This window comes from Rhodococcus spongiicola, assembly GCF_004011835.1.
GTDB classification, from domain to species: Bacteria; Actinomycetota; Actinomycetes; order Mycobacteriales; family Mycobacteriaceae; genus Prescottella; species Prescottella spongiicola.
In genome coordinates, this window is the sequence record NZ_RKLN01000005.1 from 354,842 (window position 1) to 368,642 (window position 13,801).

A 13,801-nucleotide genomic window follows, 5' to 3' on the forward strand; every position below is an offset into this window, starting at 1 on the left:
GAGTAACATCGGGTAAGTTACCGACGAGTAGCTACTTGGGCGGTACTAGCGGAAGACAGACCGCACCAACGCAGTGCACTTCAGGGAGAGAAGATGGGCCACTACAAGAGCAACGTCCGCGACCTCGAATTCAACCTCTTCGAGGTACTGGGCCTGGACAAGCCGCTGAGCGAGGGCGTGTGGGGTGACCTCGACACCGACACGGTCAGGGAGATGCTGTCCGAGGTCGCGCGTCTCGCGGAGGGCCCGCTCGGTGAGTCTTTCGCCGACGCCGACCGCAACCCGCCGGTCTACGACCCCGAGAAGTTCGAAGCGACCCTGCCGGAGTCGTTCAAGAAGTCGTTCAAGGCGATGTGGGACGCCGAGTGGTACCGGATGGGCCTGAGCGAGGAGATCGGCGGCGTGCCGGTCCCGCGCGCCATCGTGTGGGCCATCGCCGAGATGCTGCTCGGCGCACAGCCCGGCGCCTTCATGTTCGGCGCCGGCCCGTCGTTCGCGAACGTCCTCTACAACAACGGCACCGACGAGCAGAAGAAGTGGGCCGCAACCCTCGTCGAGCGCGGCTGGGGCGCCACGATGGTGCTCACCGAGCCCGACGCCGGCTCCGACGTCGGTGCGGGACGCACCAAGGCAATCCAGCAGGCGGACGGCACGTGGCACATCGAGGGCGTCAAGCGCTTCATCACCTCGGCCACTTCGGACGACCTGTTCGAGAACATCTTCCACCTCGTCCTCGCTCGCCCCGAGGGCGCCGGACCGGGTACCAAGGGCCTCTCCCTGTTCTTCGTCCCCAAGTTCCACTTCGACTTCGAGAAGAACGAACTCGGCGAGCGCAACGGTGTGTTCGTCACCAACGTCGAGCACAAGATGGGCCTGAAGGTCTCCACGACCTGCGAGCTCACCTTCGGTGGTCACGGCACCCCGGCCGTCGGCTGGCTCGTCGGCGAGGTCCACGACGGCATCGCGCAGATGTTCGACGTCATCGAGCACGCCCGCATGATGGTGGGCACCAAGGCCATCTCGACCCTGTCGACGGGCTACCTCAACGCGCTCGACTACGCCAAGCAGCGCGTTCAGGGCTCGGACCTGACGCAAATGACCGACAAGACCGCCCCGCGCGTCACCATCACCCACCACCCCGACGTGCGCCGCAGCCTGGCGCTACAGAAGGCCTACGCCGAGGGCCTGCGCGCGGTGTACCTGTACACCTCCGCGCACCAGGACCCGGAGATGGCGAAGCTGGTGTCGGGCGCCGACGAGCAGATGGCGCACCGGGTCAACGACCTGCTGCTCCCGATCGTGAAGGGTGTCGGCTCGGAGCGGGCCTACCAATACCTGGCCGAGAGCCTGCAGACCCTGGGTGGCTCTGGCTTCCTGCAGGACTACCCGATCGAGCAGTACATCCGCGACTCGAAGATCGACTCGCTCTACGAGGGCACCACCGCAATCCAGGCGCAGGACTTCTTCTTCCGCAAGATCGCCCGCGACCGCGGCGTCGCGCTCGCCCACGTGGCCGGCGAGGTCAAGAAGTTCGTCGACAGCGAGGCCGGCAACGGTCGCCTCAAGGCTGAGCGCGCCCTGCTCTCGACGGCGCTCGAGGACGTCCAGGCGATGGCCGCCACCCTCACCGGCCACCTCATGGGTGCGCAGGAGCAGCCCACCGAGCTGTACAAGGTCGGCCTCGGGTCAGTCCGCTTCCTGATGTCCGTCGGCGACCTGCTCATCGGCTGGCAGCTGCTGCGCCAGTCCGAGATCGCCATCAAGGCGCTCGACGAGGGCGCATCGGACAAGGACAAGGCGTTCTACGAGGGCAAGATCGCGACCGCCTCGTTCTTCGCGAAGAACGTCCTGCCCGAGCTGACCGCGACCCGCACCATCCTGTCGCACCTCGACAACGACATCATGGAGCTGGACGAGGCAGCGTTCTGAGCTGAGCTCCGACGTCGAAACCCCCGTGCGCAACCGCACGGGGGTTTCGACTGTCCACAGCGCCGTCGGCTGGCCTCCCGCAAGCAAGCTATTCAGGGTGCAGTGCCCGCCACCGACTACTAGATAGCCGCTATGGCACGGTGAGCGCGGGTACGACGGCGTCGATGCGTTCTGCCAGAACGTGCTGCCCGTCATCAGTGGGGTGCACCGAGTCGTCCTGTATCAGCTCCGGGCTGTCCAACCAACTCAGCTCGAGCGCGTCCACGAACGGCAGGCCGGCTGCTTCAGCGGCCAGGCGTGTCCCTTCGTTCGCAACTTCGACGGCATAGGACGGCTCGCTGGAATCCCACATCGGGCCGATCACGACGATGGTGGCGTTGGGGGCCTTCGCTTTCAGGTCCGAGAACATGGCGGAAGCGATGGGCTCGACGTCGCCGGGGATGGTCTGATCGTTCCGGCTTCCAGCCACGATGATGATGTCGGGACTGTTCGCAGTCGCTGCATCGACCTTGGTGGGAAACGCCGCCTCGCCATCAGGTCCACTGACCGTGTATCCAGTTCCTTCGGTGGCCACATTGTCGAGCTGCCAGCCGCGCTTCTCGGCCAGGAGTTGCGGCCACGCCACCGTGTTCCCTACACCTGCCGAGTACGAGCCCCCGATGACCGCAAGGCGTGCTGTCGGCGCTTCGGGGTCGTTGGGGCCGACCCCGGTGTTTGGGGTGTATGTGCCGGCGTAGGAGGTGGAAGGACCCCTCTCCCCAGCTGCCCAGTACATGCCGACCGCAGCGATCAGCGCGGCGGCCACGAACCCCCAGAAGATCTGGTTCTGACGGGAGGGCGATGGCTTCGGTCCCCGTCGGTGAAGTCGATTCCCCATAGGCGGACATCATGCAGCACGCCTGAAGTGTCACTGCGTGGGGTCCTCCCTGCCCGCGGGCCTACCGACGTCAACGCCCCTCGCACGGGAGGACCCGCTCCTTCGCTGGCGGGATCAGCCGCCCCGACGGGGCCGTGGCTGGTCCCTTTCGTCGTCGTCGTCCTTCGGTTTCGGCTCGTCCTTTTCCTCGTCCTCTTCCGAGACGCAGTTGACGATCGGTATCGGGTCGTACCGCACGGTCCGGGTGTTGCTGGAGATCTGGGCTCCGGTCTTGGCGTCGGTGATGATCCGGGTGTCACTGGTCGTGAACCCCTGTCCGCCACCGGACGGCACACAGTCCGGGCCCTCAGGGAGCGTGATGGTGTTCGGCGACGTGAAGTTGGTGCGGTCGCCCGTCACCGATTGGACGTTCACGGTCTTCGTCCCCCAGAGTCGCACCGTGATGTCCGAGTTGGTGCCGATGGTCTGGATCACCACGCCGGTGTCCGCGGTGTTGCGGAACTTCAGATCGATGACGCCGTCGAACACAGTCGCCTCGCGTGCCGCCGGATAGCGGGAGATGTAGTAGCTGTGCTCCGTGTGCTCGACGTCCTCCATGCCGGCGAAGTAGGCGGCGTTGTAGAGGGTGGTCGCGAGCTGGCTGATGCCCCCGCCGATCGCGGTATCGGGGCGACCGTAGTTGATGATGCCGGAGTCGATGTAGCCCTCCGCCGCGCCGCGTGGACCGGTGTAGCCGTTGAGCGAGAACGTCTCTCCCGGCTTGACGATCGCGCCGTCGATCTCACTGGCCGCCAGCCGGATATTGACGCCCGATGCCCACGAGAAGCCACCGGTGGTGTACTCGCTGATCACCTCGCGGATCCCGAGCGCCTCGGCGCCCTCGGTTGTCAGCTCCGGCTCGGCCGATTCGTAGATCGCGGGTGTGGTGCGGGCCTCGGGCGCGACGAGTAACGCCGGCAGAGGCTCGAGCGTCTCGAGCCACTGCACCTCTTCGCCGGAGACCGACGGAACCACCTGCGGTGAGCCGCTGGCGAGGCTGATCTGCGCATCCTTCGGTTCGGTCTCCGTGCTCGCCAGCTGCGGAGCGAGGATCTCGGTTGCCGCCTCCAGGTTGTACTGCGGTGACAGCCCGCCCTCGCCGTCGGGCACGAAGCTCAACACGGCGCCGATTTGATCGCGCGGCAGCGTCGCCGCCGCACCGTCCTTACCGGTGACCACGACATCCGACGCGGCGGCGGGAGTCGCGACGTCGCGGACCGCGGCGTCGACCCCCGACTGCGTGACCGTGACTTCGACGACGTCCACCGGCAGGTCGACGACTCCGCCGAAGAACCACTCATCGACGAAGGCGTCCTTGGCCTCGTCCACCCGCAGGTTCTGTCCAGCCTCCGGCGCGACGGGCACGACATTCGCGCCCCCGAATACGACGTCACCCTCGCGTGGCGCTCGGTCGCTCTCCCCCTGGACACCGGCGATCGCCGTCGACAGTGCGGCGTCGTCGACCGTCGACGCGACGCCGATCTCCCGGGTGGTGAACAGCGACGCCAGTCTCGTGAACGGATTGATCGGCTGGTCTCCCACCCGATCCAGGGTGGCCTGCCAATCGATCGTCACCCCGGCCTCAGCGGGCACGACCGATCCGTCGGTGGTTCCGGCACGCACCGGAACCGGACTGTCCACCCGCGGACCGACTTCGGCGCGCAGTACCTCCTCGGCGTCCGCGGGACTCGCGCCCCCGATCCCCACCCCGGCGACGGTTACCCCACGCGGCACCCGGTCGCCGGAGGCCACCCAGTCGACCGTGTACAAGATCGCACCGGCCGCCACGACACCGCCTGCGATGGCCGCGTACTTCACCCAACGCGGGCGCTTGGCAGCGGCATCGACCAGGGTGGCCTGGCCCGTGTCGCCGGGCGGCTCTGCGCCCACGTTCACTGTGGGTTCGGGCACGGCCCCCGATGCCCTGGGTATCCCAACTGTGGGGATCGCGACCGTGGGGATCGCCTCGGTAGGCGCGTCCGCGTCAAGATCGGCTACTGGATTCGTACCAGCGGGATCCGGGCTCTCGGACGGAACCACGGCCATGACCTCGGTCGCATCCTCGTTCGGCTCCGGATTCTCCAAACGGCGCTCTTCGTCTTCGGCGCCACCGCGCCCTTCGTCTTCGGCGCCACCGTGCTCGTCGCTATCGGCTTCTGGCTCAGGATCGTCTCCCGGGTCCGGATCGGCTACTGCATCCGTGCCGGCGGAATCCTGGCTCTCGGAGGGAACTACGGCCATCATCTTGGTCGTGTTCTCGTCCGGCTCCGGATTCTCCAAACGGCGCTCTTGGTCCTCAGCGCCGTCGCGCTCGTCGCTATCGGCTCCTGGGTCCGGATCGGCTCCGGGGTCAGGATCATCTCCCGGCTCCGGATCGGCTACTGGATCCGTGCCTGCGGGATCCGGACTCTCGGACGGGACCACGGCCATCTTCTTGGTCGTGTTCTCGTCCGGCTCCGGATTCTCCGGACGGCGCTCTTGGTCCTCGGCGCCGTCGCGCTCGTCACTCGTCAAGTAGGGCTCCTGCTGAATCGGCACCTTGCGGGACCGTCGCTAAGTGTTCGTCCCACTCGTTTCTCTGTTCGTCCCACTCAGGGTAATGGGGACGGACGACCATATCGGACGCCGGATCTCCGGCGCTGCGGGCCACCGAGCCGGGTTTGGACAACCTGGGCGGGGACACAGAGCGGCACCGTGCCGTTGCCAGGTCGGGGGTCCGGCAACGACACGGTGCCAACTGGAATATCACTCCCATACGGGCTGCGCGTTACAACTCGATTCAAGATCGGTCTGGTTTGTCCCGATTCGGCCCGTTTTGTCGGGACCGGGTGGGATCAAACCTCGACGATCGCGGTCACACCCTGGCCACCGGCCGCGCAGATCGAGATCAGGCCACGGCCCGAACCCTTCTCCGCCAGCATCTTCGCCAACGACGCGACGATCCGACCGCCAGTGGCCGCGAACGGATGCCCGGCCGCGAGCGACGAACCGTTGACGTTGAGCTTGGTGCGGTCGATCGAGCCGAGCGCACCGTCGAGTCCCAGTCGCTCCTTGCAGTACTCGTCGGACTCCCACGCCTGCAGGGTCGCCAGGACCACGGACGCGAACGCCTCGTGGATCTCGTAGAAGTCGAAATCCTGAAGCGTGAGGCCGTTGCGGGCCAGCAGGCGAGGCACCGCATACGTGGGCGCCATGAGCAGACCGTCGCCGCCGTGGATGTAGTCGACCGCGGCGGTCTCGGAATCGACCAGATGGGCGAGCACCGGCAGGTTCCGCTCGGCCGCCCACTCGTCGGTGGACAGCAGCACCGCGGACGCGCCGTCGGTGAGAGGGGTCGAGTTGCCGGCCGTCATCGTCGCGTCGCCCAGCTTGTTGCCGAAAACCGGCTTCAGTGTCGCCAGCTTGTCGACGCTCGAGCCGGGGCGCAGGTTGTCGTCGCGGGTCAGGCCGAGGAACGGCGTGACGAGGTCGTCGAAGAACCCGCGGTCGTAGGCCGCAGCCATGTTGCGGTGGCTCGCGACGGCCAACTCGTCCTGGTCCTCGCGGCGGATGCCGAACTCCTTGGCGGTGATCGCGGCGTGTTCACCCATCGACAGGCCGGTGCGGGGCTCGCCGTTGCGCGGGATCTCGATGCCGAGCATCGACGGGCGCACCTGGCCGAGCAGCTTGACCCGGTCGGCCGTCGAACGGGCCCGGTTGACCGACAGCAGGAACTCGCGCAGATCGTCGTTCACGCCGATCGGCGCGTCCGACGTCGTGTCGACACCACCGCCGACACCCGCCTCGATGCGACCGGACGCGATGGCGTCCCCGACTGCGACGATCGACTGCAGGCCGGTGCCGCACGCCTGCTGCAGGTCGTATGCCGGGGTGTAGGGGCTCAGTGCGCTGCCGAGCACGCACTCGCGCATCAGATTGAAGTCCCGGCTGTGCTTGAGCACCGCGCCACCGGCGACCATGCCCAGCCGCTCGTCCTGCAGACCGAACCGGCTCACCAGTCCGTCGAGGGTCGCGGTGAACATGTCCTGGTTGGATGCGCGCGCGTAGGCGCGGTCCGAGCGTGCGAACGGGATCCGGTTGCCGCCGACGATGGCGACGGGGCGAAGCTGCCGACCGCTGGACTTACGTGCGGGTGCCGGCTTCTTGGTGCGGGTACGGGCTTTGCTTGTCACGTCGGGTCTCCATGAGGAAGGGGCAGGGTTCAATCAGCTTTGTGCACTCGACATTGAACTTACTCCAGAGTAAGTTCAATGTCGATACCGCACCTGACGTAACGGGTGTCGGACCAGCGACAACGCAAGTAATAGAGAAGCCCAACCGACAAAGAAGGTGGACCGTGGCAGCCAGCAAGGGCGCTCCCGACCTCTACTCGCAGTTCCTCTCGTCCGTGCCGGGCGCATTCATCGCAAAACAGACCGGGTTGCCGCAGCCGGAAAAGCTGCGCCGGTACAAGGCGGGCGAGCCGCCGCTCGCCGGACCGATTCTCATCGGCGGCAAGGGCCGGCTCGTCGAGCCGATCCGGGAACTCCTGTCGGACTACCCGACCGCACAGCCGCACGACGATCGCTATGGCGCCCTGGTGTTCGACGCGACCGGCATCGGCCAGGTCACCGAACTGGAGCAGCTCTTCGAGTTCTTCCAGCCGGTCATCCGTAACCTCACCACGTGCGCGCGCGTCGTCGTGCTCGGCACCACTCCCGAGTCGGCGTCCGGTGTCGACGAGCAGATCGCCCAGCGCGCCCTCGAAGGCTTCACCCGCAGTGTCGGCAAGGAGGTCAAGCACGGGTCCACCGCGCAGCTTGTGTACGTCTCGCCCGACGCGGCGCCGGGCCTGTCCGGCCTCGAATCGACGCTGCGCTTCCTGCTGTCGGCCAAGTCGGCGTTCGTCGACGGCCAGGTCATCCGCGTCGGCGCCGAGGACGCTGCCGCCCCGGCCAGCTGGGATCGTCCGCTCGAAGGCAAGGTCGCCGTGGTGACCGGCGCGGCGCGCGGCATCGGGGCCACCATTGCCGAGGTACTCTCCCGTGACGGCGCCCAGGTCGTGTGCGCCGACATCCCGGCCGCCGGCCAGCCGCTGTCGGAGACCGCGAACAAGGTCGGCGGCACGTCGCTGGCCCTCGACGTCACCGCGCCCGACGCGGCCGACAAGCTCGCCGATCACCTCACCGAACGTCACGGCGGCGTCGACATCATCGTCCACAACGCCGGCATCACCCGCGACAAGACGCTCGCGAACATGGACGAGGGCCGCTGGAACAGCGTCATCGGTGTCAATCTCCTTGCCCCGCAGAAGATCACCGATGCTCTTGTCGCGAAGGGTGTCCTGCGTGAGGGCGGCCGGGTGATCGACGTGTCGTCCATCGCCGGTATCGCCGGTAACCGCGGGCAGACCAACTACGGCACCTCGAAGGCCGGCGTCATCGGGCTGGTCCAGGCCACGGCACCGGTCCTGGCCGAGAAGAAGATCACGATCAACGCGGTCGCACCCGGCTTCATCGAGACCGCCATGACCGCGGCCATCCCGTTCGCCACCCGCGAGGCCGGCCGTCGCATGAGCTCGCTGCTCCAGGGCGGAGAGACCGTCGACGTCGCCGAGACGGTCGCGTACTTCGCGAGCCCCGCGTCGAGCGCTGTCACCGGCCAGATCGTGCGGGTGTGCGGCCAGTCCCTCCTGGGCGCCTGATGTCCGGCCGTAAGGACACGGTGGTGCAGCTGCGCGAGCAGCCCGGCACCCTCGACAACTACGCCCGGGCGGCGTTCAGTGCGCTGCCGTTCGTGAAGCCGTCGGGCCGGAAGAGCCTGCCGAAGGACACGCTGGCGCTCTCGGGCCTGCGCGTCGACCACGACAACTTGGCCGCCTACGCGAAGGTGTGCGGGCTGCGGTTCGGCGATACCCTCCCGATCACGTACCCGTTCACGCTGGTGTTCCCGACCGTGATGCGGTTGCTCACCTTGCGCGAGTTCCCCTTCCCCGCAATCGGTTCCGTTCACATCGGCAACCTGATCGAGCAACATCGCCCGATCTCTGTGAGCGAACCGCTGGACGTGAAGGTCCGCGCCGAGAACCTGCGACCGCACCCGAAGGGCACCCAGGTGGACCTGGTCAGCGAGGTATCGGTGGGCCGCGAACTCGTGTGGCGTCAGGTCAGCTCGTTCCTGAAGATGCACCCCACGGGCGCACCGAAGGAGCCCAAGGCTGAACACGCCGAGGAGGTCCCACCGCCGCCCACCCGCACCCTGCGGGTGGATCAGAAGACCATCAGCCGGTATGCGGCAGTGTCGGGCGACCGCAACCCGATCCACATCTCGTCGCTCGGCGCCAGGGCGTTCGGGTTCCCCGGCACCATCGCGCACGGCATGTGGAGTGCCGCCGCGGTGCTGCAGCCGCTCGAGGGACGCCTGCCCGAGGCGGTGACCTACGCCGTCCGGTTCGGCAAGCCGATCCTGCTCCCGGCGACGGTGAACCTGTACGCCGACCGCACACCCGACGGGTGGGATCTGTCACTGAAGAATCCCAAGAAGGGGTACCCGCACCTGAACGCGACGGTGCGCTAGCAAACGGGCCGCGGCGGAACCCTGCCGCCGCGGCCCGCGGCGGCGCCCTTTCGGCGCGGGCCGCGCCCTCGTCGTCGCAGCCTCGGCCGGGTTCGGACACCCGGGCCGGGCGCTGAATGTCGTCCTCGTTAGACTCCGCGGGTGGCGCACATCGCGCGCCCGCGGTCCACGAACCTTACGAGGAGCATTCGATGACCGGCACCACACCGACCCTCGCCCCCCTCGCCGATACCTGGGAATGGCAGCAGCACGGTCTCTGCCAGGGCATGGACGCATCAGCCTTCTTCCCACCCACCGGCGAACGCGGTAGCGCCCGCATGGTGCGTGAACGGCGCGCCAAGGCGATCTGCAACGCGTGTCCGGTCATGGCCACGTGCCTCGCGCACTCGCTGGCAGTGCCGGAACCGTTCGGAGTGTGGGGCGGCATGAGCGAGTCCGAACGCGCGGGCTTGCTGCGCGGACGCCGGCGTGGGGTGGCCTGACTAGATTCCTCCTTCAAGGGCCGCTCGGTGAGGGTCGCGCCTACTTCTTCTTGCCGCCGGCCAGACCCCGCCAGGCGAGCTTGTCGAGCAGTTCGACAGCGGCATCGACGTCGATCTCGCCACCGGCCACCCGGTCTGCGACGGCCTCCCCCGCCCCGACCAGCGCCACCGCCATGATCGAGAAGTCGGTGCCCGGTTCGGGGTCCTTCGTGCTCGACTCGAGCAGCTTTTCCGTCAGTTCGATCAACCGGTCGCGGCTGTTGCCGACCTGAGAAGCGAACGCCTGCTGGCCGATCGCCTGCCGGTAGAGCACCATCCACGAACTCCGGTGCTGGTCGACGAACCCGAGGAAGCCGGTGAGTGCGGCGCGCAGCTGCTCGCGCGGGGGCAGGTCGGGATCACCCGCAGGGGAAATGGCCTCGACGAAACGTAGGCCCTCCCGGTGGATGCACGACGCGAACAACTCCTCCTTGGACCCGTAGTAGAGGTACAGCATCGGCTTGGAGATGCTCGCCTTCGCCGCGATCGAATCCATCGAGGCGTCGTGAAACCCGTTGTCGGAGAACACCTCGACGGCGGCGTCGAGCATCTGCTGCTCACGCACCGCCCTGGGCAGGCGCTTGGTGCCACCAGCCATAGTTCCTCCAACCAAGGGTAAGGATGGCTATCTTACTCGATAGTCAGAAGATCTGCGGTCGACCGAGGTGATCCGACCCTCAACACGTCACGGCCCCCTTCTCACGCGCCACCGTCAGCACCGATGAATCGACCTGCGACGACGGCAGACGGCCCGAAGCGACTGCCTCCTCGAGGTGGTCCAGAACCTGTGGGACCTCGTCGGTGCTGAGCCACAGCGCAACCGTCACCCCCGACGACAGCGCCTGCTCGACGGCCTGGGCGATGTCGAAGCGGTCCGTGATCGCCCGCATCCCGCTGAGGTCGTCGGTGAAGATCGGCCCGGTGAACGGCGGCGCGTCGTATCCGGTGCCGTCCCTGAGCAGCGAGACCGCCTCCGGGCTCAAGCTCGCCGGCAGATCGCCCGTTGTCAGGCCGGGGACGTTCAGGTGCCCCAGCATCACCCCGACGTCGGTGTTGACCAACGCCCGGTACGGGACCAGGTCGGACGTCTGCAGTTGGTCCAGGGGAGGTGTCGTCACCGCACCGGTGTGCGAATCGCCCGACGCCGAACCGTGGCCCGGGAAGTGCTTGAGCACCGGCAGGATTCCGGCCTCACGCATCCCTCGCGCGTAGGCCTCCGCGTAGGTTGTCACGACCTGCGGGTTGTCGGAGAAGGACCGGTCGCCGATGACCGCGTTGTCGGGCTGGCTGCTCACGTCGACGTCGGGCGCGAAGTTCACGGTGATTCCGATCCGCCGCAACTCGCGGCCCCGGTCGAGCGCCATCTCGTACGCCTGCTCGGGTGTCATCGTTCGCGCGACCTCGCGGGCCGACGGGTCCGCGCCGAAGAGTTGGCCGACGCGCGAGACCCGTCCGCCCTCCTCGTCGATGGACACCATGAGTGGCACGGCACTCGCGTCCGCGACCTGAGCGATCTCCCCGTTCCCGAGCATCGCCTCGTCGGTCCAGCTGCCGATGAAGATGCCGCCGATCTGTTCGGACCGGACGACGTCGAGCGCGTCCGCGGTTCCCGTGACCCCGACCATCAGAAGCTGCGCGAGCTTCTGCCGCTCGGTGAGCGACGAGAGGAACGCCGGTCCGCACACCGCCGACCCGAACGGCGATGCCGCCATCGGTGCGTTCGTGGCCTCGGTTGTTGTCTGCGTCGTCGTGGGCGAGGTCGATTGGGCAGCCGTCGTCTCGGTCCCGGTCCCCGACGCGCACCCGACGGCCAGTCCGGCACACAGTGCGACGGCGAACGCATGTCGAATTCGCATGGACCCGACGGTAGCCGAGATCGATCCGAGCCATTTCCGAACCGAGCGGGGCTGGTAACGGCAAGGTAATCTCGAAGACGGAACGCCGAAGTCCGCCGAAGCGCGTCGTCCCGGATTTCAGGAGGTCACAGTGCCGGCAGATCTCATGCTCATCGCCTATGACGGCTCCGAGAACTCCAAGCGGGCCATCGAGTACGCCGGCCGATTCCTCGCCGCGAAACGTGCCGTGGTCGTCACCGCGTGGGAGCCGATGGTGCGGCAGGCCGCCCGCATGTCCGGGCTCTCCGGGGTGATGCAGCCCGAATGGGTTCCCGACGAGACGTCCGAGGACATCGCACTCACCGACGCGAAGTCCACCAACGAGGAAGGTGTGGATCTCGCCCTCCTCGCGGGCCTCAACGCCGAGGGCCACTGCCGCGAGTCCACGACGGCGATCTGGGCGACGATCGTCGAGTGCGCGAACGAGCTCGACGCGGACATCATCGTCACCGGGACCCGCGGTACCACCGGGCTGCGGTCACTGCTGCAGAGCAGCGTCGCCGACCACGTACTCCGGCACAGCCATCGTCCGGTGCTGATCGTCCCTCCGGGCCATTAGCGGCTCGCACCTCGCGGCCACCGGTCCGGGCGCGCCGACTATCGTCGAAGCACCATGGACGGCTTCCTCCTCTCGCGCCCCACGCGCACACTTCGCACCGCCGGGGCGCGAGATCGATTCGACGACGCGAACGCCGCGGCCGACGCGCTCGCGGCCGGACGGGCCGACCTGATCGTGGGTGCACTGCCGTTCGATCCGAACGCGCCGGCCGCGCTCACCGCACCCGAGACGATGTCCTGGACGCCCGGACCGTGGCGGCCGCAGGCCGTCGCGGCATTGCCGACCGTCCGGGTCGCCAACGAAATCCCCAGTGCCACAGAACATGTCGCACGGATACATGGTCTCGTCGAGCGGTTGCGTCGCGGGGACCTCGAGAAGGTCGTCGCCGCGCGGGCCGTGCAACTCGTCGCCGACGCCCCGATCTCTCCCGAGGCGCTGGCGGCGCGCTTGATCGCCCGGCACGAGACCGCCAACGGGTACGCGGTCGATCTCACACCCGCCGGCGACGGGTATGTCGGACACACCCTCGTCGGTGCCAGCCCCGAGATCCTGCTCAGTCGGCGCGGCACCACCGTCACGTGTCATCCGCTGGCCGGATCGGCTCCCCGCCGCGACGATCCCGCCACCGACCGAGCCGAGGGTGAGGCACTTCTCACCTCATCGAAGAACCTCACCGAACACGCCTACGTCGTCGACTGGATCCGGGACGTGCTCGCGCCGCTGTGCACCGAGTTGGACGTCCCGTCGTCGCCGCAGCTGACCGGGACCCGGGAAGTGTGGCACCTGGACAGCCCCATCCGCGGGGAACTGCGTGACCCGTCCCTGCATTCGCTCGCCCTCGCCGGCCGACTCCATCCGACGCCGGCGGTGTGCGGGACCCCGACGGACCGCGCACTCGAGACCATCCACGAGATCGAGGGCGATCGTCGCTTCTACGGCGGCGCCGTCGGATGGTGCGACGCGGCCGGCGACGGCGACTGGGTGGTCGCGATCCGTTGCGCCGAGATCGACGCCGACGGCACCACCGCGCTGGCATGGGCCGGGGGCGGAATCGTCGCGGGATCCGATCCCGACGCCGAACTCGACGAGACGACCACCAAACTCGGGACTCTGCTCGGGACGCTCGGTGTGGACGTTCGCACCCGCGGCGCGGGCGGGTGGTACCTTGACCCGGATGTGACGAATGCACGAGTGGCCGGCGCCCGGCCACCGTGCCCGATGCCTTGAACCATGGGAGATCCGAGATGGCGAAGTTCCTTGTCCCCGGCATTGCCGCCGCAGCGATCGGTGCACTCGTCGGCGCCGGCGCCGTGCTCGGAGGCACCGCGGCCATGGAGGAGAACACCCTTCCGAACATCGACCGCTCCGAGAACGCCAGCTCCTCCCTCCTGAACCAGGTTGAGTACGGCAGCCGCTGAGCCCGCTC

Annotated in this window: 12 protein-coding genes; 7 read left to right on the forward strand and 5 right to left on the reverse strand. The window is 67.9% G+C overall.

All coding sequences use genetic code 11. The features are described 5' to 3' along the window. Nucleotides 1-93: 93 nt before the first annotated feature. On the forward strand, nucleotides 94-1,929 hold the full coding sequence (locus EF834_RS15165; RefSeq protein WP_127948047.1) for an acyl-CoA dehydrogenase: 1,836 nt from the start codon (nucleotides 94-96) through the stop codon (nucleotides 1,927-1,929). Between the two features lie 130 nt (nucleotides 1,930-2,059). On the opposite strand, the gene EF834_RS15170 is transcribed toward EF834_RS15165, so the two are convergent. The 3 genes from EF834_RS15170 to EF834_RS15180 all read right to left on the reverse strand — a co-directional run bounded on the left by EF834_RS15170 (nucleotide 2,060) and on the right by EF834_RS15180 (nucleotide 7,017). Beyond that, nucleotides 2,060-2,734: an SGNH/GDSL hydrolase family protein gene (locus tag EF834_RS15170; RefSeq protein ID WP_164874145.1), complete on the reverse strand. Its 675-nt coding sequence runs from the start codon at nucleotides 2,732-2,734 to the stop codon at nucleotides 2,060-2,062. Nucleotides 2,735-2,920: 186 nt separating this feature from the next. Continuing rightward, nucleotides 2,921-5,086 carry a VanW family protein gene (locus tag EF834_RS15175; protein WP_456238938.1) on the reverse strand — a complete coding sequence of 722 codons (2,166 nt, stop codon included), beginning with the start codon at nucleotides 5,084-5,086 and terminating at the stop codon, nucleotides 2,921-2,923. A 593-nt stretch (nucleotides 5,087-5,679) separates the two neighbouring features. Next, the gene (locus EF834_RS15180; protein WP_127948049.1) at nucleotides 5,680-7,017 is read right to left on the reverse strand and encodes an acetyl-CoA C-acetyltransferase; all 1,338 of its coding nucleotides are present in this window, start codon (nucleotides 7,015-7,017) and stop codon (nucleotides 5,680-5,682) included. Nucleotides 7,018-7,181: 164 nt separating this feature from the next. Here EF834_RS15180 and EF834_RS15185 point away from each other — a divergent pair, with 164 nt between their 5' ends. The 3 genes from EF834_RS15185 to EF834_RS15195 all read left to right on the forward strand — a co-directional run bounded on the left by EF834_RS15185 (nucleotide 7,182) and on the right by EF834_RS15195 (nucleotide 9,882). After that, nucleotides 7,182-8,528, forward strand: coding sequence for a 3-oxoacyl-ACP reductase (locus tag EF834_RS15185; RefSeq protein ID WP_127948050.1), 1,347 nt, complete (start codon nucleotides 7,182-7,184; stop codon nucleotides 8,526-8,528). Beyond that, a complete protein-coding gene (locus EF834_RS15190) occupies nucleotides 8,528-9,400 on the forward strand; it encodes a MaoC/PaaZ C-terminal domain-containing protein (protein WP_127948051.1) in 873 nt (290 codons plus the stop codon). Before EF834_RS15185 ends, EF834_RS15190 begins: the two co-directional genes overlap by 1 nt. Nucleotides 9,401-9,591: 191 nt before the next feature. Beyond that, a complete protein-coding gene (locus tag EF834_RS15195; protein WP_127948052.1) occupies nucleotides 9,592-9,882 on the forward strand; it encodes a WhiB family transcriptional regulator in 291 nt (96 codons plus the stop codon). Between the two features lie 40 nt (nucleotides 9,883-9,922). Here the strand turns inward: EF834_RS15195 and EF834_RS15200 are convergent, their stop codons facing one another. Together EF834_RS15200 and EF834_RS15205 are read right to left on the reverse strand one after the other, a co-directional pair. Further along, entirely contained in the window at nucleotides 9,923-10,519 is a 597-nt protein-coding gene (locus EF834_RS15200; protein ID WP_127948053.1) for a TetR/AcrR family transcriptional regulator, read from the reverse strand. 79 nt (nucleotides 10,520-10,598) lie between these two features. Continuing rightward, nucleotides 10,599-11,777 (reverse strand): glycoside hydrolase family 3 N-terminal domain-containing protein, encoded by a 1,179-nt coding sequence (locus EF834_RS15205; RefSeq protein WP_127948054.1) that lies wholly within the window; start codon nucleotides 11,775-11,777, stop codon nucleotides 10,599-10,601. Nucleotides 11,778-11,907: 130 nt separating this feature from the next. Between EF834_RS15205 and EF834_RS15210 the strand changes: the two genes are divergently transcribed. Genes EF834_RS15210 through EF834_RS15220 form a run of 3 tightly spaced genes read left to right on the forward strand, consistent with a single transcriptional unit; the run spans nucleotide 11,908 to nucleotide 13,793 of the window. Then, on the forward strand, nucleotides 11,908-12,375 hold the full coding sequence (locus EF834_RS15210) for a universal stress protein (RefSeq protein WP_127948055.1): 468 nt from the start codon (nucleotides 11,908-11,910) through the stop codon (nucleotides 12,373-12,375). A gap of 54 nt (nucleotides 12,376-12,429) precedes the next feature. After that, a complete protein-coding gene (locus EF834_RS15215; RefSeq protein WP_127948056.1) occupies nucleotides 12,430-13,602 on the forward strand; it encodes an isochorismate synthase in 1,173 nt (390 codons plus the stop codon). A gap of 17 nt (nucleotides 13,603-13,619) precedes the next feature. Then, nucleotides 13,620-13,793, forward strand: a complete 174-nt coding sequence (locus EF834_RS15220) for a DUF2613 domain-containing protein (RefSeq protein WP_127948057.1) — start codon at nucleotides 13,620-13,622, stop codon at nucleotides 13,791-13,793. The last annotated feature ends 8 nt before the right edge of the window (nucleotides 13,794-13,801 follow it).

Coding starts and splice junctions, on each gene's coding strand:
- EF834_RS15220 (WP_127948057.1), top strand. CDS start 13,620: ATGGCGAAGTTCCTTGTCCCCGGCATTGCCGCCGCAGCGATCGGTGCA.
- EF834_RS15215 (WP_127948056.1), top strand. CDS start 12,430: ATGGACGGCTTCCTCCTCTCGCGCCCCACGCGCACACTTCGCACCGCC.
- EF834_RS15195 (WP_127948052.1), top strand. CDS start 9,592: ATGACCGGCACCACACCGACCCTCGCCCCCCTCGCCGATACCTGGGAA.
- EF834_RS15175 (WP_456238938.1), bottom strand. CDS start 5,086: ATGGCCGTAGTTCCCTCCGAGAGCCAGGATTCCGCCGGCACGGATGCA.
- EF834_RS15190 (WP_127948051.1), top strand. CDS start 8,528: ATGTCCGGCCGTAAGGACACGGTGGTGCAGCTGCGCGAGCAGCCCGGC.
- EF834_RS15200 (WP_127948053.1), bottom strand. CDS start 10,519: ATGGCTGGTGGCACCAAGCGCCTGCCCAGGGCGGTGCGTGAGCAGCAG.
- EF834_RS15205 (WP_127948054.1), bottom strand. CDS start 11,777: ATGCGAATTCGACATGCGTTCGCCGTCGCACTGTGTGCCGGACTGGCC.
- EF834_RS15165 (WP_127948047.1), top strand. CDS start 94: ATGGGCCACTACAAGAGCAACGTCCGCGACCTCGAATTCAACCTCTTC.